The following is a 25,881-nucleotide window of genomic DNA, read 5'->3' on the forward strand; positions in this document are numbered from 1 at the left end:
GCCGAGCAAAGCCGGCTCCCACAGAATCCTTTACTCGTGATCAATATCCAACTTGTCGAACGTCACCTTCGCTCCTTCCTTGCTATCCCCGCTGTTGTCCTGCACATAAGCGCCGGCCTTGAAGTACAGCGGCTTGGCGCCCCAGGCGGCGCCGATGCGTTCGTTCCATTCGCCATCGGCGGCGTAGACGCTCAGCAGTCCGGCCTTGTTGAGGTTGATCACGTAGGTGAAGCTCTTTTCCAGCGGTACGTTGGAGGCCACGGTGATCACGCGGCTCTCCTCTTCGTCCGGACGCATGCGCACTTTGGCGACGATGTTGCCGGTCTGGGTTTTTTCCTTGAATTGATACTCAAGTTTGATCAGCGGTTTCTGGCTCTCATACGCGTGGATTTGGCCAATCACGATTTTGCCGGTGGAAGGCACTTGGTTGACGGTGAGGGTGGCGCGTAGGAAGTTGTCGGCGTCGGGGTAGGTCCAGTTGCGCAGGCGGCCATCGGCGTAGGTTTCGCGCAGTTCGCTGCGGGGGTAGATGGCGTTTTCGGTGCGGGTACCAGTGACGGGTGTCCAGAATTGCACATTGCTGCCTTCGGCCTGGAAATATTGGTCGTTGAAGCCGCTGAGCAGTTTCGGGGTTTCGATGGTCGCGGGGGGCGAGCCGACCGGAATGCTCAGGTTCCAAGTAGAGAGGTCGATCATGGCATTGGCCTTTTACGGGGGGTGAAAGCTCTGGCACGGGGCCTTAAACGTTCTTTATAGGCGGTGGCTGTCCAATTGTTAAACAATCGATGGCGGTTTATTGGCGTCAACGGAATGTCAAAATGCCATGTTTCCCATGGACCGCGGGCTGTAGAGGTTGACCGTTAGTCGGCTGCCCGAACTTTGGCGCAATGATGGCATCCACTTCCCTTCTGATTTTTCAGAACCAGAGCTAGAGTGAAGCCTCAGTGTTTATCCGGGTTTTATCTCAGAAGTGACCGGAGCGGCAATCTAAGGATGAGACGTAGCATGGAATGCGCTCCACACCACGGCGATGGCAGTTCGGTTCTTCTGGTGGTCGACGACTACCCCGAAAACCTGATCAGCATGCGCGCCCTTCTGCAACGCGAGGATTGGCACGTGGTGACCGCCGCGTCCGGCGTGGAAGCGCTGGAATTGCTGCTGCAGCATGACGTCGATTTGGTATTGCTGGACGTGATGATGCCGGGCATGGACGGTTTTGAAGTCGCCCGCCTGATGCGCGGCAGTCAACGTACGCGCATGACCCCGATCATTTTTCTGAGTGCCAATGCGCAATCGCCTGCTTCCGTCCTGGAAGGCTATGCCAGCGGCGCCATCGATTACCTGTTCAAGCCTTTCGACCCACATATTCTCAAACCCAAGGTCCAGGCGTTGTTGGAGCACCAGCGCAACCGCCGGGCTTTACAGCGCTTGAGCCACGATCTGGAGTCGGCCCGCGCCTTCAATGCCTCGGTGCTCGACAACGCTGCCGAAGGCATCCTGGTGGTCAGCGATGAGGGCGTGATTCAGTACGCCAACCCGGCGATCTCGCGCTTGCTTAACGCCACGCACAATGAGCTGCAGGGCCAGCCGTTTCTGAGTTTTCTGCAAAAGCCCCATGTGCCCAGTTGGCAGGATTCGCAGATGTATGCCGGTTACCAAACGGGCCAGACCTGGCGCCTGCATGATGCCCTGCTGCGCACCGGTCGCGGTCAGCAGGTGCCTGTGGCGTTATCCTGCGCGCCGCTGCCGTCCGAGCAGAAGGCGATGGTGGTGACGGTGCTGGACATGTCCGAGGTGCGCCACCTGCACCAGCAGCTGGAGTTTCAGGCGGTCACCGACCCACTCACCGGTTTGCTTAATCGCCGTGGGTTCTATCAAGCCGTGGAAAACAGCCTGTTGCGTGGCGAGCGGGGGGAGCAGTCGCTGGTGCTGCTGTACCTGGACCTCGATGGCTTCAAGAGGGTCAACGATTCCCTGGGCCATGATGCGGGGGACCGGGTGCTACGCTGGGTCTCGGAACAACTGCAGGGTTGCCTGCGTTCCTACGACATCATCGGACGCATGGGCGGTGATGAATTTACCGCTTTGGTGGAGCTGGAGTTTCCGGAGCAGGCGGCAAAAATTTCGGAAAAACTGATCGAACGGGTGTCTGTCTGTCAGCAAGTCGATGGTTTGGATGTGATGCTCGGCGTGAGTATCGGCATCGCCACGTTTCCGGACTGCGGCGCGGATTTGAATGGTCTGCTGCGTGCGGCCGATATCGCTATGTACGAAGCCAAACGCGCAGGGCGTCAGCAATATCGCTATTTCGACCAGGAAATGAACGGGCGTGCCCGCTCACGCTTGATGCTCGAAGACAGCGTGCGCACGGCAATCGAAAATAAAGAGTTCACCCTGGTCTACCAGCCGCAAGTGTCGTTGGAGGATGGGCGCTTGCGCGGCGTGGAAGCCTTGTTGCGCTGGCAACATCCCAGTGTGGGTGACGTGCCGCCGGGGTTGTTCCTGCCGTTGCTTGAGGAGGCGCGGCTGATCAGCCAATTGAGCGCGTGGATCTATCAGCAGGTCGCCGCCCAGCGTCATGCCTGGCACAGCACTTTCGATGAAGAGCTGGTGCTGAGCGTGAGCCTGAGCAGCAGCCAGTTCAATATGCCCAACCTGGCCAACCAGCTGCAGCAGATGCTGGAGTGCTACGGTTTGAACGGGCGTCAGTTGGAGGTGGAGATCGGCGAGGATTGCCTGATGAGCAACCGCGAGGAGGCCATCAAGCAACTCAAGCTGTTGCGTCGCATTGGTGTGCGTATCGCCTTGGATGACTTTGGTTCCGGACAGTGTTCCCTGGCCCATCTGCGCGATCTGGAGTTCGACACCCTCAAGCTCGATCCGAAATTAGTGGCGCGCCTGCCGGGCTCGGCGCGCGATGCGGCCATGGCCCGTAGCATTATTGAGTTGTGTGCGCATTTTGAAGTGCTGGTGGTGGCCGAGGGCGTGGAAACCCAAGAGCAGGCCCACTGGCTCAGGGCACACGGCTGTCCGTTCGTTCAAGGGGCATGGGCGGCATTGCCGTTGATGGCCGAGGAAATGGTCGACTGGTCCCGCACCCGCGTGAGTTGAATTGGTTACACTGACGCCCTTCGAATCCTGCCGCGCACGCCATGACTACGCTGAAATACCTCCAGGCCTACCCTGTCACTCTTCAGGAGCAAGTGCGCCAGATGATCGCCAAGGACCAATTGGGCGCCTATCTGGAGCAGCGTTATCCCGAGCGCCATGGGGTGCAGAGCGATAAGGCCTTGTATGCCTACGCGCTGGCCTTGAAGCAGGAACACCTGCGCAACGCGCCGGCTATCGCCAAAGTGCTGTTCGATAACCGCCTGGACCTGACGCACCGAGCCCTGGGCCTGCACACGACCATTTCCAGGGTGCAGGGCGGCAACCTCAAAGCCAAGAAAGAGATTCGCATCGCCGCCTTGTTCAAAGAGGCCGCGCCGGAATTTCTGCGCATGATCGTGGTGCATGAGCTGGCGCACTTCAAGGAATCGGACCACAACAAGGCGTTCTACAAACTCTGCCAATACATGATGCCGGACTACCATCAGGTGGAATTCGACCTGCGGGTATACCTCACGTATCGCGACCTGCTGGGCAAACCCTGACCGCACAAGGCCAATGACCATGGATGTGAGCAAGACCAAAAGCAGCTTCTACCGCCGCCTCTACGTGGCCTACCTGATCGACAGCGGCCAGGCCAGCAACGTACCGGCGCTGACGGAGATGACCGGCATGCCTCGGCGCACGGCCCAGGACACCATTGCCGCGCTCGCCGACCTGGATATCGTGTGTGAGTTCGAACAGGAAGACGGCGCCCGCAACCATGCCGGGTGTTATCGGATTCGCGATTGGGGCGCGATCGATCGGCGCTGGATCGAAGCCAATCTGGCCTCGATCAAGCGCGTGCTGGGTTATCCCTGAGGTCTTGTTTGATTCACTGGCGTCATAGGGGGTAAGCCCCTTCCCGCAGTTGATCGCAGTGCTCTGCATGGCTTTCTCAGGCGCGCCGCATGCCGATATGAGGAATGTCGTCCTCCAGGTATTCCTCTCCCGCCACCACGAAACCATAGCGGCCGTAATAACCCTGCAAATGCGCTTGGGCTGACAGAAATATCGGCGTATCAGGCCAGATATCTTCAATTTGCTTGAGGGTTTCTTCCATCATCCGGTGCGCCAACCCGGTGCCCCGTGCCGCTGGGGCAATGATCACTCGGCCGACCACCACGTCACCCCCTTGGGTATCGGGGTCCAGCAGCCGTAGGTAGGCCACCAGCTCGTCATTCTGCCAGCCCATCAGGTGATGGGTGTCGCCGATCAAGTCCTGCCCGTCGATATCCTGATAGATGCATTTCTGCTCCACTACGAAGACTTCGTTGCGTAACCGCAGGATGGCGTAGAGCTGATCCTTGCCCAGGTCATTGTGGTGTTTGCAGACCCAATCAACTGTCATGGTGTGTTCTCGAATAGATGTCTGTTCTTGATAGTAAGCGCGACGGGCAACTCTGTCTAAATGGTCTATTGTGGTGAATGAAATCAATTAGCCATCACTGAGTGCTCTGTTGCCCCGTTTCTTTGTGTAATCTGGGCTACTGTTAACACCTCAGGTATGGCCTGAGCTAGGCTCGCCAAGGATTTTGAGCATGCCGCGATTTTCTCGTGCCGTTGCTTTAATTGGAGTGTTGTTGCTGGCTCAGCCGGCGTTTGCACAGCGTCTGCGCCTGGTTGCGGATGCCTGGCCACCGTTTACCGATGCGACCTTGATCAATGGCGGGCTGGCCACCGATATCGTCACCACGGCCCTGGCCCGTGCAGGTTATGCCAGTGAATTCGAACAGGTGCCCTGGGCCCGGGCATTGATGGGCGTGGGCGACGGGCGCTATGACGTGCTGATTAACGCCTGGTACGACGACGCCCGCACGCAACTGGGCGAATTCTCCAATGAATACCTGATCAACCGCGTGCGCTTCATCAAGCGTCGCGACGACCCTATCGACTACCAGACCCTGGAGCAACTGCACGATTTCCCCATTGCCGTGGTGCGCGGCTATGCCTATTCGGCGGCGTTCGACGGGGACGCGCAACTGCAGAAAGTACCGGTGCATAACTTCGCCATGGCCGTACGCATGCTGGCGGCGCAGCGGGTGCGGCTGACGGTGGAGGATGAGTATGTGGCGCGCTATTACCTGTCCCGCGAATCGCCCCGGGTGCGCAACGCCATAGAGTTTTTGCCCAAGCCGCTGAGTGAAAACAGCCTGCACATTTTGGTCAGCCTCAAGCACCCCGAGCATGCGCAGATTGTGGCGGGCTTTGACCGGGAAATTGCCAAGATGAAAGCCGATGGCAGTTACGAGCGGTTGATGAAGGCCCATGGTATGTAGTGCCTGTGCGGGCCTTGTCGGGGGCGAGCCCCCTCCCACGGGTGGAGCGTGTGAATCCGATCAATGTGGAAGGGGGCTTGCCCTCGATAGCGACCTAAGCCGCGTCGGTGTCCTTGATCAAATGTGCCGCCAGTGTGCGCAACGGCCCCAGCTGTCGGCAGATCAGCGCCAGTTGCGTTTGCACCAAGCGCTGCCCTTCGTCGATCTCATCCGGCATCTGCTCCAGCTCGGCGGCCAGGGCTTCTTCGGCGTCGCTCTGGATCGCAATCGGTTGTTTGTTGGCCAGCCCCGTGGCGATTTCGTCAATGCTGGCCGCCAGGCTGTGGCCGGCGCCGTTGATCAGGTGTTCGCGCACGTCGGCCGGCAGTGCGGTGTCGCGGTGTGCGCCCAGCCCCGACAAATAGCTGAGCAAAGTGTGTGACAGCACCAGGAAGCGAAAGCCCACGTCGGCTTCTTTGCGAAAGTGCCCCGGCTCCATCAGCATGTTGGCCAAGGTGGTGGACAGCGCCGCATCGGCGTTGTGCGCATTGCGCCTGGCCAGGCGATAGGCCAGGTCGTCGCTCTTGCCGGCGGCGTACTGCTGCATGATTTGCCGCAGGTAGATGCTGTTGCAGGTCAGGGTGTTGGCCAGCACTTTGTTCAGGCGCCGGCCCTGCCAGTCCGGCAGAAACAGGAACACCGCCAGCCCCGCGATCAGGCTGCCGATCAACGTATCGAACAGCCGAGGCAGGAACAGCCCGTAGCCATCGCCCACTTGGTTGAAGCAGAACAGCACCATCAGCGTGATCGCCGCCGTGGCCAGGGTGTAGCGGGTGGTGCGGTTGATAAAGAACACCAGGCCGGCAGCGATGGCGAACATCGATTGCACCAGCGGGCTGGGGAACAGATCGAACAGCGCCCAGGCCACGGTCAGGCCGATGGCGGTGCCGACGATCCGTTGGCCCAGTTTGCGCCGGGTGGCGCCGTAGTTGGGTTGGCACACGAACAGCGTCGTGAGGATGATCCAGTAACCCTGGGATGCGTGAATCGCATGCAAGGTGCCGTAGCCGATGGTCAGCGCCAACGACAGGCGCAACGCATGGCGGAACAGCAATGACGTCGGCGTCAGCTGCGTGCGCAGCCTTGTCCACATTTCCTTGAGGTTACGCGGCGCACGATCGAGCAGATTGCTGTCGGTAGCGTCGGCCAGGGCGTCGGGGTTGCTGGCGTCGCCGAGCAGGCGGTCGAGGGTCGACAGGTTGGCCGCCAGGGCGCGCAACGAGCGCAGCAGGCCGCGCCAGGCCGGGTTGCTCTGGATGCGCAGGTGTTCCAGCGAGGCGTTCAGGTCACCGAGGGCTTCGGCAAAACTGTCGTCGTAGACGAACGGCTGGCGCAACTGGATCGACTCAGCGAGGGCCTGGCAGGCCTTGCCTTGCTGGCGTAACAGGCGCTGGCAGCGGAACAGCACGTCGCTGTGGAAAAACGCTTCGGCCAGGGCATTGTAGGGATAGTGCGAAGAACTGGCGCGCTCGTGGATGTCCTGGGCCAGAAAGTACAGCTTCAGATAGCGGCTGACCTTCGAACCCGGGCGACCATTGCCCACGCGGTGCAGGATGATTTCCTTGGCCGCATTCAGCGCAGCGACTACGCGACCATTCTGCTGGGCCAGTTCCAGGCGACGGGCTTCTACATCCAGTTGGCGGATCGGTTCGAACAGCGACGATTTGAGCTTGAGGTAACGCCCCAACTCGCGAAACAAACGCGCCAGGCTCTGTTGCACCGGCTGGTTGGAAAACAGCACCTGCCACAACACTGACAACGCGCCATACCAGGCAGCGCCGGCCACCAGCAGCAGTGGTTCGTGCCAGAAGTCCGACACCGCCCCTCCGCGCTGATCCACACCGATCATGGTGTAAACCGACAGAATCAGCGTCGCCGAGGCAATCGCACCGTAGCGTTCGCCAAGGGCGCCGAGCATGGTCAGGCAGAAACTCGCCAGCGCCAGGGCAATCGCGAACAGCCAGGGGTAGGGGAACAACAGTTCCACCGACAGCGCGGCGATGCTGAAACACACCAGGGTCACTGCCAGGGCATTGAGGCGGCCTTGCCAGCTGTCATCGGTCTCGGCCAGAGCACTGGCGATAATCCCCAGGAACAGCGGGATCAGCAGGGTCATTTCATCCTGATACCAGCACAGCGCCATGCTGCCGGTGAGGGCGATGAACACCCGAACGCTGTAGCTGAATTTATCCAGCGCCCATAGGCGCCGCATGGACTGCTTGAACGAGGTCGATGACATGAAGGCTGGAGTCTTCCGGGACGATGCCGCTAAATTGAGGCAGTAAGGACGCCACGGCAAGCGTGGTGATCACATCTCACCGCAAATTATTCCCCAGGCACACCGCAAATCGGAAGATGGGAGGCTTCGTCAGACGTATTGCGCGGCGGCGTAGCCCGATGCCCACGCCCACTGGAAGTTAAACCCGCCCAAGTGGCCGGTCACGTCCAGCACTTCCCCAATAAAGTACAGCCCTGGGCTTTTCAGCGACTCCATGGTCTTGGACGAGACTTCCCGCGTGTCCACACCGCCCAGCGTCACTTCGGCGGTGCGATAGCCCTCAGTGCCGGCGGGCACGAACTGCCAGCTCGACAACTTCTGCGCGATGTCGGCGACTTCGGCATGGGTGTATTGCTTCATCGGCTTGGACGCGAACCAAGTGTCTGCCAGCAGGTTGGCCATCTTTTTGGTGAAGATCTCACCGAGCAGGGTCTTCAACTCGCTGTTCGGTCGCTCGACCTGTTGCTGTTGCAGCCAGGTGTGGGCGTCGTGCTCGGGCAGCAGGTTGATTTCGACCGTATCGCCCGGTTCCCAGTATGAGGAAATCTGCAGGATCGCCGGCCCGCTCAGGCCGCGATGGGTAAACAGCAGATTCTCGCGAAAGCTCTGGCCATTGCAGCTGGCCACACAATCCACGGAGGTGCCGGACAACTCGGTGCACAGCGCCTTGAGCTGATCGGTGATGGTGAACGGCACCAATCCTGCGCGGGTCGGCAGCAGTTCATGGCCGAACTGCTTGGCCACCTGATAGCCAAAGCCGGTAGCGCCCAGTGTCGGGATAGACAGTCCGCCGGTGGCGATCACCAGGGATTCACAGCGCAGCTCACCGAGAGTGGTTTGCAACTGATAGCCGCTGTCGAGCTTGGCGATTTCCTGGATGGAGGTGTCCAGGTGCAGGCTTACACCGGTCTGGATGCACTCATCGAGCAACATGCCGAGGATGTCGCTGGATTTGTTATCACAGAACAGTTGGCCGAGTTTCTTCTCGTGGTACGGCACGCCGTGCTTGGCCACCAGCCCGATGAAGTCCCATTGGGTGTAACGGGCCAAGGCCGACTTGCAGAAGTGCGCGTTGTGGGACAGGAAGTTAGCCGGCTCGGTGTACATATTGGTGAAGTTACAGCGGCCACCGCCGGACATCAGGATCTTCTTGCCGGCCTTGTTTGCATGGTCGATCAACATCACTTTGCGCCCACGACCAGCGGCGGTCAGTGCGCACATCAAGCCTGCGGCGCCGGCGCCAATGATCACAACTTCGGTCGAGCGCACAGCAATGTCCTCATAAAAATACGGGTCTGAATGCAATCAAAACGGTGGGAGGGGGTAAACCCCCTCCCACATTGGATATTCATATAGGTCGCAGATCGGGTTACAGGATCCGCACGCGCAACGAGCGGCCCTTGATCTTGCCGTCGTTCAAGCGCTGCAGTGCTTGCTTGGCGATGCCCCGTTCCACGGCCACGAACGCCTGGAAGTCGAAGATCGCGATCTTGCCAACCTGGGCACCGGGGATGCCGGCTTCGCCGGTCAATGCACCGAGGATGTCACCTGGGCGCACTTTGTCTTTACGGCCAGCGGCAATGCACAGAGTGCTCATCTGCGGCAGCAACGGACCACCGCTTTGTGGCTTGAGGTTGTCCAGTTGGTCCCAGTTCAGCGGCGACTTTTGCAACTGCTCGATGGCCTGGGCACGGTGCGCCTCGGACGGCGCCACCAGGCTGATGGCGATGCCGGTCTCACCGGCGCGGCCGGTACGGCCGACGCGGTGGATGTGGATTTCCGAGTCGCGGGCCAGTTCGACGTTGATCACCATGTCCAGCGAGTCAATGTCCAGGCCACGGGCGGCGACGTCGGTGGCCACCAGCACCGAGGTGCTGCGGTTGGCGAACATCGCCAGTACCTGATCGCGGTCGCGCTGTTCCAGGTCGCCGTGCAGGCCGACGGCGGAGATGCCCTTGGCCGTCAGGTGGTCGACGGTTTCCTGCACTTGCTGCTTGGTAAAGCAGAACGCCACGCACGAGGCCGGACGGAAATGCGCCAGCACCTTGGTCACCGCGTCCATGCGTTCTTCCGGGGAGATCTCATAGAAACGCTGCTCGATCTGCTCGTCGGAATGGAACGCTTCGGCCTTCACTTGCTGCGGCGCGCGCATGAACTTGGAGGCCAACTGCTTGATGCTCACCGGGTAGGTGGCCGAGAACAGCAGGGTCTGACGGCGTGGCGGGGTCTTGCTGATGATGTCTTCGATGGCGTCATAGAAACCCATGTCGAGCATGCGATCGGCTTCATCGAGGATCAGCGTGTTCAAGCCGTCCAGCACCAGCGAACCCTTGCGCAGGTGTTGCTGGATACGGCCCGGGGTGCCGACGATCACGTGGGCGCCATGTTCCAGCGAAGCGATCTGCGGGCCGAGGGACACGCCGCCGCACAAGGTCAGCACCTTGATGTTGTCTTCGGCGCGGGCCAGGCGGCGGATTTCCTTGGCCACCTGGTCGGCCAGCTCGCGGGTCGGGCACATCACCAGGGCCTGGCAACCGAAGTAGCGCGGGTTGATCGGGTTCAGCAGGCCGATGCCGAAGGCGGCGGTCTTGCCGCTGCCGGTCTTGGCCTGGGCAATCAGGTCCAGCCCCTTGAGGATCACCGGCAAGCTTTGTGCCTGGATCTGCGTCATCTCGACGTAACCCAGCGAGTCGAGGTTAGCCAGCATGGCGGCGGACAGCGGCAAGGTATTAAAAGCGGTGGCGATGGTGGTCACGGGGCGGGCTCTGCAAAAACAAAATGTCGCGCAGTGTAGCAGCCCCCCGTAGGTTTTTTCGCATGGTTCAGACGAGGGGATGGGGGCAGCGGCAAGTTATAAGCGGCAAGCGGCAAGCTTGAAGCTTAAGGCTTGAAGCTTGAAGCTTGAAGCTTGAAGCTTGAAGCTTGAAGCTTAACGCTCGCAACTGCTTCAATGCTCAATGTGCTGCTCCGGGCTGGCCGCCCGTTTGCCGTCTTTCGGCGACAGTTGCAGGAAAATCGCCGCCGCCAACATCGCCATGACGCCCACGGTGAGGAAGGTCAACTGGAACGCGCCGAGCACGGTATTGACCCCGTCATTGCCGGCTTCGGCGGTGAATCCGCCCAGCAGTGCACCGGCGCAGGCCACGCCGAGGCTCAGGGACAATTGCGCCACCACCGACAGCAGGCTGTTGCCGCTGCTGGCCTGGGCGTCGTCGAGGTCGATCAAGGTCACGGTGTTCATCGCGGTAAATTGCAGGGAGTTGATCGCCCCCAGCACCGCCAGCATGCCCAGCAGCAGCGGGTAGGGCGTCTGCTCGCTGACCAGGCCCATGCTCGCCAGCATGATGCCCAGCGCCAGGGTGTTGCCGGTCAGCACCACGCGGTAGCCCAGGCGTTCGATCAGCGGCCGCGCCACGGACTTGGCGAACATCGCCGCCGCCGCCAACGGCAGCATGCTCATGCCGGCCTCCGACGGTGAATACCCCAGCGCCACCTGCAACAGCAGCGGCACCAGGAACGGCAACGCGCCGCTGCCCAGGCGGGCGAACAGGTTACCCAGGATGCCCACGGCAAAGGTGCGGGTCTTGAACAGCACCGGCGAAAACAGCGGGTTGTCGATATGCCCGGCGCGCAGCCAGTACGCCGCCAGGCACGCCAGCCCGCCGAACAGCAGCAACATCACCCGCAGGTGCGGCAGGTGCAGTTCGCCCAGGCCCTCCATAGCGATGGTGATCAGCACCATCGCCGCGCCGAACAGTACAAAGCCCATTCCGTCAAAGCGCGTGCGTTCACTGCCGCGCAGGTCCGGGATGAACTTCCACACGGCGTAGCACCCGATCATGCCCACCGGCAGGTTGATCAGAAAGATCCAGTGCCAGGTCAGGTATTGCACCATCCAGCCGCCCATGGTCGGGCCAAGCAGCGGGCCGAGCAGGCCAGGGATGGTGATGAAGCCCATGATCCGCACCAGCTCGGAGCGCGGGTAGGCGCGCAATACCACCAGGCGTCCCACCGGCAGCATCAGCGCGCCGCCCAGACCCTGCACGACCCGAGCCCCCACCAGCATGGTCAGGCTGCTGGACAGCGCGCACAGCAGCGAGCCGATGCTGAACAGCATGATTGCGCCAAAGAAGATCTTCTTGGTGCCGAAACGGTCGGCGATCCAGCCCGATGCCGGGATCAGCAAGGCGACCGTGAGCATGTAGGCGATCACCACCCCCTGCATGCGCAACGGGTTTTCCGCCAGGTCCCTGGCCATGGCCGGCAGGGCGGTGTTGAGAATCGTCCCATCGAGTGACTGCATAAAGAAGGCAATCGCCACCACCCAGGGGAGCCAGCGGGCGGTCTTGGCATCGAGAGGGGCGCGATCGGGCATGGGGGACCTTTTTGTTAGCCGGCTATGTGTCGGCGATTATGCGCCATCCATCGCGCCTTTTCCCACTGGCGGTTGGTCTAAGTCCGACAACACCGCGTGCTCGCCCACCAGGAAATCCAACAGCGCGCGATGCACCGCCAGGGCGGCCTCGCGGGATTCCAGATCCAACAGGTGACCGGTGTGTTGCGCCACCGCAAAACTGCTGCGCCCCACGTATTGCTTGAACAATTGAGCGTCGGCGGCGGGGGTGTATTCGTCGAGCGCGCCGTTGAGAAAATGCACCGGCGTTTCGATTTGCCGCAGCGCCGGCAGGTAATTGCCGTCGCCCAATGCCAGCACCTGGTGGATATGAAAGCGCGCTTGCCGGTATTCGGTGGTGGCCATGTTCGACAGGTGCCGATGGTTATTGCGCTTGAGACGCGGCGACAGGTATTTGCCTACGGTTTCGTTGAGCAAATGGCCGACGGCGGATTTGTCATCGGCCTCGATCAGCACGCGCACGCGGTCCACGTAGTCGAGCATGGCTTGGTTGAGGTTGGGTGCCAGGGCCATCACCACCGAGCTTTTGATGGAGGGCGGGTTGTGCGCCAGGGTGAGCAGGGTGGAAATGCCGCCCCAGGAAGCCGACACCAGATGGTTGACCTCGAAACGCTCCACCAGCGCCCGCAGGATCTGCACCTCGTCGTCCTTGGTGACCAGGTCAAGGTCGCCGTTGTGTTCGCGTGAATAGCCGGAGAACGGCAGGTCGAACAGCAGCACATTGAAGTGTTCGGCCAGGCATTTGCTGGTACGCGCGAAAGACCGCGTGGTGGAGAGCGCCCCATTGACCAGCAGGACGGTGTTCTTGTGTGGATCGTTTCCCAGTCGCTCTACGTGGACGTTGTAGTGCTTGTACAGCCGTTCAATGACAAAACTTCCATGGTTCATGTCAACGCTCCAGCTTGTCCTTCCCCGGACAAGGTCATGCTTTGCGTGCGGGCACGCGGGTAGGGTGGCGGGATGCCACTAACCCTTATAACGAGGTTTTTTACAGGCGACAACAGGCTGCCCGCGCGCGCAGTGCGCAAGAGAAATGACCGTAGGAACGGGTAAAACCGAGCTGTCTGAAATCAGCACAAGACAACGTGGGAGGGGGCTGGCCCCCGACAGCGGTGTGTCAGTCAATGAGCACTTGGTTGAACACCGCTATCGGGAGCAAGCGCCTTCCCACAGGGAGAGTATTTACAACGTCAGTGTCAGGCGTTTTATCAGCGCCCCCGGTAACAGATTGGAGGCTGTGTTGCGCTGACCGTAGGTACTGGGTGACAGCAGTAACTCCCGCTCGGCGGTCAGTGCTTCCAGCTGCGACCCGAGCAAGCTGTACACACTGTCATCAAAACGCATGGTGCTGACCGGCGCCTTGATCTCGCCGTCCTCCACCCAGAACGTGGCGAAGCGCGTCATGCCGGTCAGGCGCGCGGCCGGCAGGTCGGAGTAGTTCAGGTACCACAGGTTGCTGATATACAGCCCGGTGCCCAACTGCTTGAGGATGTCGGCGTGGGCCAGGTCGCCTGCCGCCATTTGCAGGGCGCTGGGGGATTCGTCGCCACTGGCGCCGTTGGCGCTCAGGCCGTATTCGGCGGCGCTGCGCGAATTCACCAGTTGGCCGCTCGCCTGGCCGGCGTCGATCAGCGTTACATCGCTGCGCGGGTAGCCTTCGCTGGAGAACGCCTGGCTCAGGGAGCCGCTGATGCGTTCTTGCACCGTCACTCGCTCATTGAGGTGTTGCTCGCCGGCATACAGACGTTGCAGGGAGCTGCCTTTGCTGGCGATGGCCTGGGCGGAAAAACCACCCCAGGTGATGATGCCGATGATTTCTTCAAGCGCTGCCGGTGCCAGGTAAGCGCGGTATTGACCCGGTGCCAGGGTGTGCAGCGGCCGGCCGAGGAAGTCGAGCTGGTCGCGGGCCTGCTGCAAGCGCCGGGCGAACTCGGCGCTGTCCCAGGTGTGCCCGGCGTAGCTGGCTTTGACCGCTTCGCCATTGGCATGGAACAGGCTGAAATCGAAGTTGAAGCTATTGGCCTGGTGCCAGCCGAATGCGCCGTCGGAACTGGCAAAGCCACGGCTGATAGGGCCGGCGGCATAGAAGCCCACCAGGTCCAGGGCGTCTGCGGCCTGGCTGACTTCGGCCAACACCTGGGCCAGTTCCGGCAAGGGTTGGGCCTGTTCGTTGTGGCTGTGCCAGGCGTCGTGGTTGAGCAACAGGTAGGGATCCGGTGGCAGCAGCGGCAAGGTTTCGCGCAGTTGTCGCAGACCATCGGCCAGACGCTGGCGATCCAGTTCCGGGTCGCCGGCCAGGGTGATGCTCAGGTCGGCGTGACGCCCGTCGCTGATCAACTTGAGGTTCACGCTGGCCTGCTGCACCTGCCCGGCCTGACGCACTTTGGCGTGGTTGAAACGCACGAACTCCGACGCTTCGGCGGCATAGCCCAGGTGAAACTGTTCCTTGTCGGTGATGGCTTGGGTGAGCCACTGCACCAATGCCTTGAAATCATTCATCAGGCATCTCCTCCGAAAACGTCGACGTTGCTGAACACGCAGGCCGGCGAGGCATGGCCGACACGGATCACTTGGTTGGGCTCGCCCTTGCCGCAGTTGGGTGTGCCCAGCACCTGGAAGGTACTGGCGTCGCCCACCGCGCTGAGGTTGCGCCAGAACTGCGCGGAAATCGCGCGGTAGTTGGGGTTCTTCACCACGCCTTTGAGTTCGCCGTTTTCGATCAACTGGCCCCATTCGCAGCCGAACTGGAACTTGTTGCGCGCGTCATCAATGGACCACGAGCGGTTGGTCGACATCAGGATGCCGCTTTCGATACCGCCGATCATTTGCGCCAGGCTCTGGTCGCCGGCCTCGATATTCAGGTTGGCCATGCGGTCGATCGGCGGGCGGTTCCAACTGCTGGCCCGGCTGTTGGCCACACCGCCCATGCCGGCGCGAAATTGCGACAACGCACCGCCCAACGGCTTGAGCAGCAAGCCTTCGCGGATCAGGAACTGCTTGCTGGCGGCGCTGCCATCGTCGTCATGGCTGTAGCTGGCGAGCTGTTCGGGGATGTTCGGGTCGAACGTTACGTTGAGCAGGCGGGAGCCGTATTGCAGGTGGCCGAAGTCGCTGGCCTTGACGAAACTGGTGCCGGCGTAATTGCGTTCATCGCCGAGGATGCGGTCCAGCTCCAGCGGATGGCCGATGGATTCGTGGATCTGCAGGATCATCTGGTCGGGCATCAGCAGCAGGTCGCGCGGACCCTGGGGCGTGTTGGGCGCCAGCAACAGTTGCAGGGCTTCGTCGGCCACCCGTGGTGCGGCGCCTACCAGGCCGAAGCGGCGGATCACGTCATAGCCACCTTGCTGGCCGAAGTTGGTACCGCCCAGGGTGCGGGTCTGGCTGTCAGTGCTGTCGTAGGCGGTGACACTCACGCCGGGGAACACAAAACGTTGGGCCTGACGCAACTCGGCGCCAGCGCTGTTGAGGTAGATCTGCTCGACCTGGGTCAGGCCAAGGCTGACGTCCCAGCTGACCAGGCGCTCGTCTTTCGGCACGGCGGCAGACTCGTCGCCCAGCAATTGATAGCAGTCGCTCAAGGCAGGAAAGGGCTGGTTGAGTTCGGGCGACAGATAGTCGGCCACGTCGCTGGACACCTGCTGATCGCGCAGGTCGAGCAGCGCATGGGGCTTGATCCGCAGCGCCTGCTGTTCGGCGCGTTCGAGGGCGGCTTGCAGGCCGGCCAGGGAAATATCGTGGGTCGCGGCGTAAGCCTCCACACCGTTGAGACGCACGGTGAGCATGACGCCCTCGTCGTGGTTCAGGTGCGGCGGTTCGGCGACATTCTTGCGCACCGACAGGTATTGGCCGGATTCGCGTACGTAGCGCAGGGAGAAGAAGTCGGCGGTGGTGCGCAGGGCACTGAAATGTTTTTTGAGTGTGGCGTGGTGGTCGAACATAGGGCCTTCCTTGTGGGCGGCTCGGTGCGGGCAGGCAACAGAGTAGCTTATCAAGGAGGCGTTTTGCATTGGCGGGTCGGGCGCTATCGGGGGCAAGCCCCCTCCCACACACGGTCAAAATGTGGGAGGGGGCTTGCCCCCGATGAAGGCACCGCGGTGTATCAGTTACTGCGCAGTCGGCCCCACTTCACGCAACGGCTTGCCACGTACCGGCGCGTCGCCCGCCACGTAGTAGTCGGCGGTGCTGCGTGGCAGCGGCTGGCGGCCACGGATCTTGTCGGCGATTTTCTCGGCGATCATGATCGTCGGTGCATTCAGGTTGCCGGTGGTGATGATCGGCATGATCGACGCATCCACCACCCGCAGGCCCTGCATGCCATGCACGCGGCCTTCGCCGTCCACCACCGCCATCTCGTCGGTGCCCATCTTGCACGAGCAGGACGGGTGGAACGCGGTCTCGGCGTGTTCGCGGATGAACTTGTCGAGCTGCTCGTCGGTTTGCACGTCGATGCCCGGGCTGATTTCGCGGCCACGGAAAGGGTCCAGCGCCGGCTGTTGCATGATTTCCCGGGTCAGGCGGATGCCGTCGCGGAATTCCTGCCAGTCCTGTTCGGTGGCCATGTAGTTGAAGAGGATGCTCGGGTAGTCCCGTGGGTTCTTCGATTTCAGCTGCACACGGCCACGGCTCGGCGAACGCATGGAACCCATGTGCGCCTGGAAACCGTGCTCTTTCACACCGTTGCTGCCGTTGTAGTTAATCGCCACCGGCAGGAAGTGATACTGGATGTTCGGCCATTCGAACTCTTCACGGGTACGGATAAAACCGCCCGCTTCGAACTGGTTGCTGGCGCCGATGCCGGTGCCGTTGAACAGCCACTCGGCACCGATGGCCGGCTGGTTGTACCAGAGCAGCGACGGGTACAGCGACACCGGCTGAGTGCAGGCGTATTGCAGGTACAGCTCAAGGTGGTCCTGCAGGTTTTCGCCGACGCCGGGCAGGTCGTGGACCACCGGGATATCCAGGCTTTCCAGCAATTTGGCCGCGCCAACACCGGAGCGTTGCAGCAGTTGCGGCGAAGCGATTGCGCCACTGCACACCAGCACTTCTTTGCGCGCGCGAGCTTCAACGCGTTCTTCGGCGGCGCCGATCAGGTAACGCACGCCCACGGCGCGCTTGCCTTCGAACAAGACTTTGTCGGTCAGCGCGTGGGTGACGATGGTCAGCGTGGAGCGCTTCTTGGCGGTGTCCAGGTAACCGCGCGCGGTGCTGGCGCGGCGGCCGTTCGGCGTGACGGTGCGGTCCATCGGGCCGAAACCTTCCTGCTGATAGCCATTGAGGTCTTCGGTGCGCGGGTAACCGGCCTGCACGCCGGCTTCGACCATGGCGTGGAACAGCGGGTTATTGCCGGCCTTGGGCGTGGTTACGCTGACCGGACCGTCGCCACCGTGGTAGTCGTTGGGGCCGATGTCGCGGGTTTCTGCCTTGCGGAAGTACGGCAGGCAATCGAGGTAAGTCCAGTTTTCCAGACCCGGCAGCTTCGCCCAGTTGTCGTAGTCCATGGCGTTGCCACGGATGTAGCACATGCCGTTGATCAGCGACGAACCACCCAGGCCCTTGCCGCGACCGCATTCCATGCGGCGGCCGTCCATGTGTGGCTCTGGATCGGTCTCGTAGGCCCAGTTGTAGCGACGGCCTTGCAGCGGGAACGCCAGGGCGGCTGGCATCTGGGTACGGAAATCCAGACGATAGTCGGGGCCGCCGGCTTCCAGCAGCAGGACGGTGACGCCTTCGTCTTCGGTCAGGCGGGTCGCCAGGGTGTTACCGGCGGAGCCGGCACCCACAATGATGTAGTCGTATTCTTGGGACATTGAATGCACCCTCTTTGAAATGTGGTCAGCAGGTCGGGCCTCATCGGGGGCAAGCCCCCTCCCACAGGGGAATGCATTCCAAAGGTGGGAGGGGGCTTGCCCCCGATGGCGGCCTCAAAGGCAACGCAAGGCTCGGGTGTTAGAACACCGAGGCGTAATCGCCCAGCTCAACCTGTACCGATTTGATGCGGGTGAAGTTGTTCAGCGAGCTGATGCCGTTCTCACGGCCCACACCCGATTGCTTGTAGCCGCCCACCGGCATTTTCGCGTCGGACTCGCCCCAGGCGTTGATCCAGCAGATGCCCGCTTCCAGTTGATGAATCACGCGGTGGGCGCGGTTCAGGTCCTTGGTCACCAGGCCCGCGGCCAGGCCGAAGTCGGTGTCGTTGGCGCGGCGGATCACTTCTTCTTCGGTCTCGTAGGTGAGGATGCTCATCACTGGGCCGAAGATTTCTTCACGCACGATGGTCATGTCGTCGGTGCAGTCGGTGAACACGGTCGGTGCCACGAATGCGCCTTTGGCGAAGTCACCATCGGTCAAGCGATCGCCGCCGCACAGCAGGCGTGCGCCTTGCTCTTTGCCCTTGGCGATGTAGCCCAACACGCTTTCCATATGGGCGAAGCTGACCAGCGGACCGAAGTTGGTGTTCTCGTCTTCCGGGTTGCCGATGCGGATGCGCGCCACGCGCTCGACGATCTTGGCTTCGAACGCCGCTTGCAGGTGCTTGGGCACGAACACGCGCGTGCCGTTGGTGCAGACCTGACCAGAGCTGTAGAAGTTGGCCATCATGGCGGTGTCGGCGGCGCGATCCAGGTCGGCGTCGTCGAAGATGATCAGCGGGGACTTGCCGCCCAGTTCCATGGTCACGTCTTTGAGCGAGGAGCTCGACGCGCTGGCCATGACTTTCTTGCCGGTGTCGGTGCCGCCGGTGAACGAGACTTTTTCGATGCGCGGGTGCTCGGTCAACCAGGTGCCGACTTCACGGCCACTGCCGGTCAGGACGTTGAACACACCGGCGGGAACACCGGCTTCGGTGTAGATTTCGGCCAGTTTCAGGGTGGTCAGCGAGGTGACTTCGCTCGGCTTGAAGATCATCGCGTTGCCGGCGGCCAGGGCCGGGGCGGATTTCCACAGGGCGATCTGGATCGGGTAGTTCCACGCACCGATGCCGGCGACCACGCCCAGCGGTTCGCGGCGGGTGTAGACGAAGGAAGTGTCGCGCAGCGGGATCTGCTCGCCTTCGATGGCCGGCACCAGGCCTGCGTAGTATTCCAGCACGTCGGCGCCGGTAACGATGTCGACGTACTTGGTTTCGGAGAAGGCTTTACCGGTGTCCAGAGTTTCCAGGGCGGCCAGCTCATCGTTGCGCTCGCGCAGGATGTCGACGGCACGACGCAGGATGCGCGAGCGCTCCATGGCAGTCATGGCGGCCCAGATTTTCTGGCCTTTTTCAGCGCTGACCACGGCACGTTCAACGTCTTCTTTCGTTGCACGTTGCACTTGGGCGAGAACTTCACCGTTAGCCGGGTTGATGGCTTCGAAAGTGGCATCGCTGCCAGCGTCGCTGTAGCCGCCGTCAATGTAGAGTTTTTGCAGGTCGAAACGGGCCATAAAGTCCTCGCAAGTGCATAAGTGGTTGGCGTTACCCGCCGACAGTGGGCCATGAGGGTGTGGCATCACTGCGCGGCGGACGTTCAGGGGTTGAGCATTTATAAGGGCTCTAACTCACCTGCTTGGCCAATTGGAAATCCATGTATTCGTAAGCGATGCGTTGCGCCTGCTCCGTGTCGAAAGCGTCTCCCGACAGAGCACCGCGCAACCACAAACCGTCGATCAACGCCGCCAGGCCGCGAGCCGCGCTGCGGGCTTCGGGCAGCGGCAGCGCTCGGCGGAACTGGCAGCACAGGTTGGAATACAGACGTTGATCGTTGATCCGCTGCAACCTGTGCAATGACGGGTGATGCATGCTGGCGGCCCAGAAGGCCAGCCAGGTTTTCATTGCCGGGCCATTGACCTGGCTGGCGTCGAAGTTGCCTCCGATGATCACCTGAATGTGTGCCCGTGGGCTGTCATCCTTCAGCGCAAGCCTGCGCTCGTAGACGTTCTCGATCAGCACATTCATCAAGTACCGCATCGTTGCGGCGATCAGGCCGTTCTTGTCCTGAAAGTAGTGACTGATGATGCCGTTCGATACACCGGCCAGACGGGCGATCAGCGCAATGCTGGCGTCTGCCATCCCCACTTGATCGATGGCCGTCAACGTGGCTTCGATCAACTGTTGGCGGCGTATGGGTTGCATACCGACCTTGGGCATGTAGCACGTCTCCTTAGGCCTGCCGGCGGGCGATCACGTCCATCGGCTTGAAGGCCAGTCTATTTTGTTTTGATTGAACGTTCAATCAACAAAGAATAAGCTCTGCGACAAATCGTCGCTGCTGGCAGGTTTTCAGCCCGTTCTGACAGCGACATCTGACACCTGGAACATCCCTGGAAGGGCCCGCTCAAGGGCCTGCCGCCACTTTCGCGGGGGCGGGGATTTTCGGGGTGTCTTTATAACACCCGTCCGTCGACTGCCGAAAAATCGATGTCCCGGGATAACCGTTGCCTTGTGTTTCTCTCTCGCACTGCCCGGAGCATCTGCGCCATGAGTTCTGCCTCTCTTATAAAGACCCCGCCGGAAAAGGTCCGGGTCAACGGTTGGGTGTTTTACACCTCCACCGCGCTGATTCTGTTGTTGACCGCTGTCCTGATCGCCGCCCCGCAGGAGGCCGGGCGCATGCTTGGGGTCGCCCAGGCGTGGCTGTCCAAAAGCTTTGGCTGGTACTACATGGTAGTCATCGCCGCTTACCTGGTGTTTGTGGTGGGGCTGGCGTTTTCGTCCTACGGCAAATTGAAACTGGGCAGCAAGGACGACACCCCGGACTTCAGCTACGGCGCCTGGGCCGGCATGTTGTTCTCCTCGGGGATCGGCATTTCGCTGCTGTACTTCGGTGCCTCGGAGCCGCTGGACCATTACTTCAACCCGCCCGAAGGCGTAGCCGGCAGCAACCTGGCCGCGCGCCAGGCGCTGCAACTGACCTTTCTGCACTGGGGGCTGCACGGCTGGGCGATCTACGCGTTGGTCGGCCTGGCCGTGGCGTACTTCGCCTACCGGCATAACCAGCCGCTGGCCTTGCGCTCGGCGTTGTACCCGCTGGTGGGCGAGCGCTGGGTGAAGGGCGCGGCCGGCCATGCGGTGGACGGTTTCGGCATGTTCGTGACCCTGCTGGGCCTGGTGACCAACCTGGGGATCGGCGCGATGCAGGTGTCGTCCGGCCTGGAAAACCTGTTCGGCATGCAGCACAGCAACACCAACCTGCTGATCGTGATCATCGTGATGAGCACCGTGGCGACCATCGCCGCCGTGTCGGGGGTGGAGAACGGTATCCGTCGTTTGTCCAACCTCAACATCGTGCTGTTCAGCGGTTTGCTGATCTTTGTGTTGTTGTTCGGCCCGACCCTGCACCTGCTCAACGGCTTCGTGCAGAACATCGGCGATTACATGAACGGCCTGGTGTTGAAAACCTTCGACCTGTACGTCTACGAAGGCGACGGTGCCAAGACCGAACGCTGGATGGGCCTTTGGACTCTGTTCTACTGGGCCTGGTGGATTTCCTGGGCGCCATTCGTAGGCATGTTCATCGCGCGGATTTCCCGTGGCCGTACGGTGCGTGAACTGGTGGCGGGCGTGCTGCTGATTCCGCTGGGCTTTACCCTGGCGTGGCTGTCGATCTTCGGCAACTCGGCCCTGGACCTGGTGCTGAACCAGGGCGCGGTGGAGTTGGGCAAGACGGCGTTGGAACAGCCGTCCATGGCGATCTACCAATTGCTGGAGTACTACCCAGCGTCGAAAGTCGTGATTGGCGTGTCGATCTTTGTCGGCTTTGTACTGTTCCTGACCCCGGCGGATTCCGGCGCGGTGATGATGGCCAACCTTTCCTGCAAAGGCGGCAACGTAGATGAAGATGCGCCGCACTGGCTGCGGATCTTCTGGTCGGCGGTGATCACCCTGGTGACCATCGGCCTGCTGTTCGCCGGTAACTTCGAAGCCATGCAAACCATGGTGGTGCTGGCGGGGCTGCCGTTCTCGGTGGTGCTGATTTTCTTTATGTTCGGTTTGCACAAGGCCATGCGTCAGGACGTGGCGATCGAACAGGAGCAGGCGCAACTGGCCGAACGTGGGCGTCGTGGCTTCAGCGAGCGTTTGACCGCACTGGATTTGCAACCGAGCCAGGCCACGGTGCAGCGCTTTATGGACAAGCACGTCACCCCGGCGTTGGAAGAAGCGGCGACTGCGTTGCGTGAACAAGGTTTGCAAGTGCAGACACTGTTGGGCAAGTCCAAGCGCTGCATCGGTGTGCGCATCGAGATGGAAGAGGGCAATCCGTTCGTTTATGAGGTGAGCCTGGATGCTTACTCGTCGGCGCCCAACGATGTGCCCGAAGAAGAGCGCACGCGCTATTACCGTGCCGAGGTCTACCTGCACAACGGGCCTCAGGAATACGACCTGATGGGCTTCACCCCGGAGCAAATCACACGGGATGTGCTCGATCAGTTTGAAAGCCATCGGCAGCTCCTTGGCCGTGTCTATAGCTGATGCGTTGAAAGCCCGGTGGTGTCACTGACCCCACTGGGGCAAAAAATGTGGGAGGGGGCTTGCCCCCGATTGCAGTGTGTCAGTCAGTCCGTCTGTTACTGATCCACCGCTATCGGGGGCAAGCCCCCTCCCACCGTTGTTTTGCAGTGTGTGCTAGCCCAGGTTTTTGCCCAGCAGGGCATGGTAGAGCTCACTGTCGCCGAGGATCCCCACCACCTGGTTGTTGTCATGCAACACCAGCTTGTTACCCGTCTGATAACGAATCTGCAGCGCATCACGCATGCCGATATTCGAATCCACCAAGGTCGGTACGCGGCCCAGACCTTCCACCGGTTGCCCCGGTGCCCAGTTCTGCAGGTTCATCACCGCACCGTTCTGGCGGGCGCCCTGGATAGTGTTGCCTTCGGCCAGGTCCAGCCACGAGTCGCCGCTCGGGTCCAGGCACACCGAACCGTTGACGCGCTTGCAGTTGTCCAGGGTGCGCATCAGGCTGCGGCCGCACAGCACGTTCAGCGGGTTGGTGTGGGCGACGAAGGTGCGCACATAGTCGTCCGCCGGGTTCAGCACGATCTCTTCCGGCACGCTGTACTGGATGATCTTGCCGTCCTTCATGATTGCAATACGGCTGCCCAGTTTGAGCGCCTCGTCCAGGTCATGGCTGACGAATACGATGGTTTTGCTCAGCTTGCGTTGCAGTTCCAGCAACTCGTCCTGCAGGCCTTGGCGGATCAGCGGGTCGAGGGCGGAGAAGGGTTCGTCCATTAGCAGGATGTCGGCGTCCATCGCCAGGGCGCGGGCCAGGCCGACGCGCTGCTGCATGCCGCCGGACAACTCGTCGGGCTTCTTGTTGCGCCACTGGGCCAGGCCCACCAGTTCGAGCTTTTCGTCCACCAGCTTGCGCCGTTCTTTTTCCGGACGGCCCTGCATTTCCAGGCCGAAGCTGATGTTCTCGCGCACCGTCAGCCAGGGCATCAGGGCAAACTTCTGGAACACCATGGCGATGCGCTTGGTACGCATCATTTTCAGCTCTGCGTCGGTGCAGGAAGCGATGTCGATCTGCCGACCTTCATGCTCCACGAACAGCTGCCCCCGGCTGACGGTGTTGAGGCCGTTGATGCAGCGCAGCAGGCTGGATTTGCCGGAGCCCGACAGGCCCATCAGCACGCAGATCTCGCCTTTTTCGATATCCAGGCTGGCCTTTTCAACGCCGACAATCTGCCCGGTCTTTTTCAGAATCTCGTTACGGCTCATGCCCTGGTCCAGCAGCTTGAGCGCTTCGCGTGGGTCTTTGGAGAAGATCACGTCGACTTTGTCGAATCGGATAATGCTCATGCATCACCCCCTACTTTGGCATCGGGTTGTTTGCAGATGCGGTCGAGCATGATGGCCAGCAATACGATCGCCAGGCCCGCTTCAAAGCCCAGGGCGATGTCGGCGGTGTTGAGTGCGTTGACCACCGGCTTACCGAGGCCGTCGGCACCCACCAGGGCCGCGATCACCACCATCGACAACGACAGCATGATGCATTGGGTAATGCCGGCGGCAATGCTCGGCATGGCGTGTGGCAGTTCAATGCGCGAGAGCAATTGACGGCGCGAGCAGCCGAAGGCTTTGCCGGCGTCCATCAACTCTTGCGGTACATCACGGATGCCCAGGTAAGTCAGACGGATCGGCGCGGCAATCGCGAACACCACCGTGGAAATCAGCCCAGGCACCACACCCAGCCCGAAGAGGGTCAGGGTAGGGATGAGGTAGACGAAGGTCGGTACGGTCTGCATCAGATCGAGCACCGGCCGCATCATGGTGTAGAACAACGGTTTGTGCGCGGCAACAATGCCCAGCGGCACACCGATGACCACGCAGACCAGGGTGGCGAACAGCACCTGCGCGAGGGTTTCCATGGTTTCCTGCCAATACCCCAGGTTGAGGATCAGCAGGAAGGAGGCGATGACAAAAACCGTCAGGCCCCATTTACGTTGAATAAAATGAGCCAGCAGCGCAATCAGACCGATCAATGCCAGCGGATTGAACCAGGTCAGCGCAAACGTCACGCCGTGGATCATCGTTTCCAGCGTCGATGCGATTGCGTCGAAGTAGTTGGCGCCGTGTTGGGTCAACCATTCGACGAAGGCAGCGATGTACTGGCCTAGTGGGATTTTCTGTTCAGTCAGCATGGTAGTGAATGTCCACATGCGAAGGGGAAAACATCCCGGGGCAGCGCACCGCCCCGGGGTCAGCGGGTGTTATTTGGCGAGGTAGGCTTTGACGGCCTCAAGGCCGGGTTTGCCGTCGACGGTGGTAACGCCGGCGAGCCAGGTGTCGAGCACTTGCGGGTTTTTCTGCAGCCAGGCTTTGGCGGCGGCGTCGGGCTTCATCTTGTCGTCCAGGACATTGCCCATCAGCGTGCTTTCCATGTTCAGGGTGAACACCAGGTTTTTCAGCAACTGGCCCACGTTGCTGCATTCCTGGGTGTAGCCCTTGCGCACGTTGGTGTAGATGGTGGCCTGGCCGTAGTTGGGGCCGAACGAATCGTCACCGCCGGTCAGGTACTTCATCTTGAAGCGGGTGTTCATCGGATGCGGTTCCCAGCCAAGGAACACGATGGCCTGGTCACGCTTGGTAGACCGTTCCACTTGGGACAGCATGCCGGCTTCGCTGGATTCGACCACTTTGAAGCCTGCGTCTTTCAAGCCGAACGCGTTCTTGTCGATCAGGGTCTGGATGGTGCGGTTGCCGTCGTTACCCGGTTCGATGCCGTAGATCTTCCCGCCCAGTTGGTCCTTGAACTTGGCAATGTCGGCGAAGTCTTTAAGGCCTTTTTTGTACAGCGCCTCGGGCACCGCCAGGGTGTACTTGGCGTTTTCCAGGTTGGCGCGCACGGTTTCCACGGTGCCGGCATCACGGTACGGCTTGATGTCGTTTTCCATGGTCGGCATCCAGTTGCCGAGGAACACATCCATGTTCTTGCCGTCGGCCAGGGACTTGTAGGTCACGGGTACCGAAATCATCGTGGTTTTGGTCTTGTAGCCCAGGGCCTTGAGGATTTCGCTGGTGGTCGCGGTGGTGACGGTGATGTCGGTCCAGCCGACATCGGAGAAGTTGACGGTCTTGCACTGTTCCGGTTCTGCCGCGTGCGCCAGGACTGGCAGACTCAGCATGGCGGCCAACAACAACGAGGGTGAAGCTTTCATGAGGCTAGACTCCTGTGTTTTTTCTGGCGGCATCTGCCGCGCTTTATTCAGTGTTGCGGTTGGAGCGTGCGATGACAGCTCTGGCA

Annotated in this window: 20 protein-coding genes; 5 read left to right on the plus strand and 15 right to left on the minus strand. The window is 61.1% G+C overall.

Features of this window, described 5'->3' with window-relative positions; genetic code table 11:
- Positions 1-30: 30 nt before the first annotated feature.
- A complete protein-coding gene (locus FIV35_RS04460) occupies positions 31-696 on the minus strand; it encodes a polysaccharide lyase family 7 protein (RefSeq protein ID WP_034101214.1) in 666 nt (221 codons plus the stop codon).
- A gap of 309 nt (positions 697-1,005) precedes the next feature.
- On the opposite strand from FIV35_RS04460, the gene FIV35_RS04465 reads away from it, so the two are divergent.
- Genes FIV35_RS04465 through FIV35_RS04475 form a run of 3 tightly spaced genes read left to right on the plus strand, consistent with a single transcriptional unit; the run spans position 1,006 to position 3,969 of the window.
- Entirely contained in the window at positions 1,006-3,111 is a 2,106-nt protein-coding gene (locus FIV35_RS04465; RefSeq protein WP_034139634.1) for a putative bifunctional diguanylate cyclase/phosphodiesterase, read from the plus strand.
- A gap of 41 nt (positions 3,112-3,152) precedes the next feature.
- Positions 3,153-3,653: a M48 metallopeptidase family protein gene (locus FIV35_RS04470; protein ID WP_034139633.1), complete on the plus strand. Its 501-nt coding sequence runs from the start codon at positions 3,153-3,155 to the stop codon at positions 3,651-3,653.
- 19 nt (positions 3,654-3,672) lie between these two features.
- Complete coding sequence (locus FIV35_RS04475; RefSeq protein WP_034139632.1) at positions 3,673-3,969, plus strand: winged helix-turn-helix domain-containing protein; 297 nt, start codon at positions 3,673-3,675, stop codon at positions 3,967-3,969.
- A gap of 76 nt (positions 3,970-4,045) precedes the next feature.
- On the opposite strand, the gene FIV35_RS04480 is transcribed toward FIV35_RS04475, so the two are convergent.
- Entirely contained in the window at positions 4,046-4,498 is a 453-nt protein-coding gene (locus tag FIV35_RS04480) for a GNAT family N-acetyltransferase (protein ID WP_034139631.1), read from the minus strand.
- Positions 4,499-4,688: 190 nt separating this feature from the next.
- Between FIV35_RS04480 and FIV35_RS04485 the strand changes: the two genes are divergently transcribed.
- Positions 4,689-5,426 carry a substrate-binding periplasmic protein gene (locus FIV35_RS04485; RefSeq protein WP_034139630.1) on the plus strand — a complete coding sequence of 246 codons (738 nt, stop codon included), beginning with the start codon at positions 4,689-4,691 and terminating at the stop codon, positions 5,424-5,426.
- A 94-nt stretch (positions 5,427-5,520) separates the two neighbouring features.
- Here FIV35_RS04485 and yccS read toward each other — a convergent pair whose 3' ends face one another.
- The 10 genes from yccS to betI all read right to left on the minus strand — a co-directional run bounded on the left by yccS (position 5,521) and on the right by betI (position 20,282).
- Positions 5,521-7,704 carry a YccS family putative transporter gene (gene yccS, locus FIV35_RS04490; RefSeq protein ID WP_034139629.1) on the minus strand — a complete coding sequence of 728 codons (2,184 nt, stop codon included), beginning with the start codon at positions 7,702-7,704 and terminating at the stop codon, positions 5,521-5,523.
- Positions 7,705-7,833: 129 nt separating this feature from the next.
- Positions 7,834-9,012 (minus strand): BaiN/RdsA family NAD(P)/FAD-dependent oxidoreductase, encoded by a 1,179-nt coding sequence (locus FIV35_RS04495; RefSeq protein WP_034101207.1) that lies wholly within the window; start codon positions 9,010-9,012, stop codon positions 7,834-7,836.
- Positions 9,013-9,112: 100 nt separating this feature from the next.
- Complete coding sequence (gene dbpA, locus FIV35_RS04500) at positions 9,113-10,450, minus strand: ATP-dependent RNA helicase DbpA (RefSeq protein WP_231980942.1); 1,338 nt, start codon at positions 10,448-10,450, stop codon at positions 9,113-9,115.
- Between the two features lie 240 nt (positions 10,451-10,690).
- Positions 10,691-12,118: a multidrug transporter subunit MdtD gene (mdtD, locus tag FIV35_RS04505; RefSeq protein WP_034139628.1), complete on the minus strand. Its 1,428-nt coding sequence runs from the start codon at positions 12,116-12,118 to the stop codon at positions 10,691-10,693.
- A gap of 36 nt (positions 12,119-12,154) precedes the next feature.
- Entirely contained in the window at positions 12,155-13,045 is an 891-nt protein-coding gene (locus FIV35_RS04510; protein WP_034101204.1) for an alpha/beta fold hydrolase, read from the minus strand.
- Positions 13,046-13,339: 294 nt separating this feature from the next.
- A complete protein-coding gene (locus tag FIV35_RS04515; protein ID WP_034139627.1) occupies positions 13,340-14,656 on the minus strand; it encodes a TldD/PmbA family protein in 1,317 nt (438 codons plus the stop codon).
- Positions 14,656-16,098 (minus strand): TldD/PmbA family protein, encoded by a 1,443-nt coding sequence (locus tag FIV35_RS04520; protein WP_034139626.1) that lies wholly within the window; start codon positions 16,096-16,098, stop codon positions 14,656-14,658. Before FIV35_RS04520 ends, FIV35_RS04515 begins: the two co-directional genes overlap by 1 nt.
- Before the next feature lie 165 nt (positions 16,099-16,263).
- Positions 16,264-17,967 (minus strand): choline dehydrogenase, encoded by a 1,704-nt coding sequence (gene betA / locus FIV35_RS04525; RefSeq protein WP_034139625.1) that lies wholly within the window; start codon positions 17,965-17,967, stop codon positions 16,264-16,266.
- 139 nt (positions 17,968-18,106) lie between these two features.
- The gene (betB, locus tag FIV35_RS04530) at positions 18,107-19,579 is read right to left on the minus strand and encodes a betaine-aldehyde dehydrogenase (RefSeq protein ID WP_034115325.1); all 1,473 of its coding nucleotides are present in this window, start codon (positions 19,577-19,579) and stop codon (positions 18,107-18,109) included.
- 109 nt (positions 19,580-19,688) lie between these two features.
- A complete protein-coding gene (gene betI / locus FIV35_RS04535; protein ID WP_034101198.1) occupies positions 19,689-20,282 on the minus strand; it encodes a transcriptional regulator BetI in 594 nt (197 codons plus the stop codon).
- 387 nt (positions 20,283-20,669) lie between these two features.
- Here betI and FIV35_RS04540 point away from each other — a divergent pair, with 387 nt between their 5' ends.
- Positions 20,670-22,604, plus strand: a complete 1,935-nt coding sequence (locus tag FIV35_RS04540) for a BCCT family transporter (protein ID WP_231980943.1) — start codon at positions 20,670-20,672, stop codon at positions 22,602-22,604.
- Positions 22,605-22,757: 153 nt separating this feature from the next.
- Here the strand turns inward: FIV35_RS04540 and choV are convergent, their stop codons facing one another.
- The 3 genes from choV to FIV35_RS04555 all read right to left on the minus strand — a co-directional run bounded on the left by choV (position 22,758) and on the right by FIV35_RS04555 (position 25,795).
- Positions 22,758-23,936: a choline ABC transporter ATP-binding protein gene (choV, locus tag FIV35_RS04545; RefSeq protein WP_034101196.1), complete on the minus strand. Its 1,179-nt coding sequence runs from the start codon at positions 23,934-23,936 to the stop codon at positions 22,758-22,760.
- The gene (gene choW / locus FIV35_RS04550) at positions 23,933-24,778 is read right to left on the minus strand and encodes a choline ABC transporter permease subunit (protein ID WP_016972877.1); all 846 of its coding nucleotides are present in this window, start codon (positions 24,776-24,778) and stop codon (positions 23,933-23,935) included. The genes choV and choW overlap by 4 nt, the downstream gene beginning before the upstream one ends.
- A gap of 69 nt (positions 24,779-24,847) precedes the next feature.
- Positions 24,848-25,795: a choline ABC transporter substrate-binding protein gene (locus FIV35_RS04555; RefSeq protein ID WP_034139623.1), complete on the minus strand. Its 948-nt coding sequence runs from the start codon at positions 25,793-25,795 to the stop codon at positions 24,848-24,850.
- Between the last annotated feature and the right edge of the window lie 86 nt (positions 25,796-25,881).

Source organism: Pseudomonas rhodesiae, from assembly GCF_007858255.1.
Taxonomy (GTDB): Bacteria; Pseudomonadota; Gammaproteobacteria; order Pseudomonadales; family Pseudomonadaceae; genus Aquipseudomonas; species Aquipseudomonas rhodesiae.

What these genes read in the sequence shown, in the direction of transcription:
- FIV35_RS04460 (WP_034101214.1), bottom strand. Translation starts at nt 696, where the DNA reads ATGATCGACCTCTCTACTTGGAACCTGAGCATTCCGGTCGGCTCGCCC.
- FIV35_RS04465 (WP_034139634.1), top strand. Translation starts at nt 1,006, where the DNA reads ATGGAATGCGCTCCACACCACGGCGATGGCAGTTCGGTTCTTCTGGTG.
- FIV35_RS04470 (WP_034139633.1), top strand. Translation starts at nt 3,153, where the DNA reads ATGACTACGCTGAAATACCTCCAGGCCTACCCTGTCACTCTTCAGGAG.
- FIV35_RS04475 (WP_034139632.1), top strand. Translation starts at nt 3,673, where the DNA reads ATGGATGTGAGCAAGACCAAAAGCAGCTTCTACCGCCGCCTCTACGTG.
- FIV35_RS04480 (WP_034139631.1), bottom strand. Translation starts at nt 4,498, where the DNA reads ATGACAGTTGATTGGGTCTGCAAACACCACAATGACCTGGGCAAGGAT.
- FIV35_RS04485 (WP_034139630.1), top strand. Translation starts at nt 4,689, where the DNA reads ATGCCGCGATTTTCTCGTGCCGTTGCTTTAATTGGAGTGTTGTTGCTG.
- yccS (WP_034139629.1), bottom strand. Translation starts at nt 7,704, where the DNA reads ATGTCATCGACCTCGTTCAAGCAGTCCATGCGGCGCCTATGGGCGCTG.
- dbpA (WP_231980942.1), bottom strand. Translation starts at nt 10,450, where the DNA reads ATGCTGGCTAACCTCGACTCGCTGGGTTACGTCGAGATGACGCAGATC.
- mdtD (WP_034139628.1), bottom strand. Translation starts at nt 12,118, where the DNA reads ATGCCCGATCGCGCCCCTCTCGATGCCAAGACCGCCCGCTGGCTCCCC.
- FIV35_RS04510 (WP_034101204.1), bottom strand. Translation starts at nt 13,045, where the DNA reads ATGAACCATGGAAGTTTTGTCATTGAACGGCTGTACAAGCACTACAAC.
- FIV35_RS04515 (WP_034139627.1), bottom strand. Translation starts at nt 14,656, where the DNA reads ATGAATGATTTCAAGGCATTGGTGCAGTGGCTCACCCAAGCCATCACC.
- FIV35_RS04520 (WP_034139626.1), bottom strand. Translation starts at nt 16,098, where the DNA reads ATGTTCGACCACCACGCCACACTCAAAAAACATTTCAGTGCCCTGCGC.
- betA (WP_034139625.1), bottom strand. Translation starts at nt 17,967, where the DNA reads ATGTCCCAAGAATACGACTACATCATTGTGGGTGCCGGCTCCGCCGGT.
- betB (WP_034115325.1), bottom strand. Translation starts at nt 19,579, where the DNA reads ATGGCCCGTTTCGACCTGCAAAAACTCTACATTGACGGCGGCTACAGC.
- betI (WP_034101198.1), bottom strand. Translation starts at nt 20,282, where the DNA reads ATGCCCAAGGTCGGTATGCAACCCATACGCCGCCAACAGTTGATCGAA.
- choV (WP_034101196.1), bottom strand. Translation starts at nt 23,936, where the DNA reads ATGAGCATTATCCGATTCGACAAAGTCGACGTGATCTTCTCCAAAGAC.
- choW (WP_016972877.1), bottom strand. Translation starts at nt 24,778, where the DNA reads ATGCTGACTGAACAGAAAATCCCACTAGGCCAGTACATCGCTGCCTTC.
- FIV35_RS04555 (WP_034139623.1), bottom strand. Translation starts at nt 25,795, where the DNA reads ATGAAAGCTTCACCCTCGTTGTTGTTGGCCGCCATGCTGAGTCTGCCA.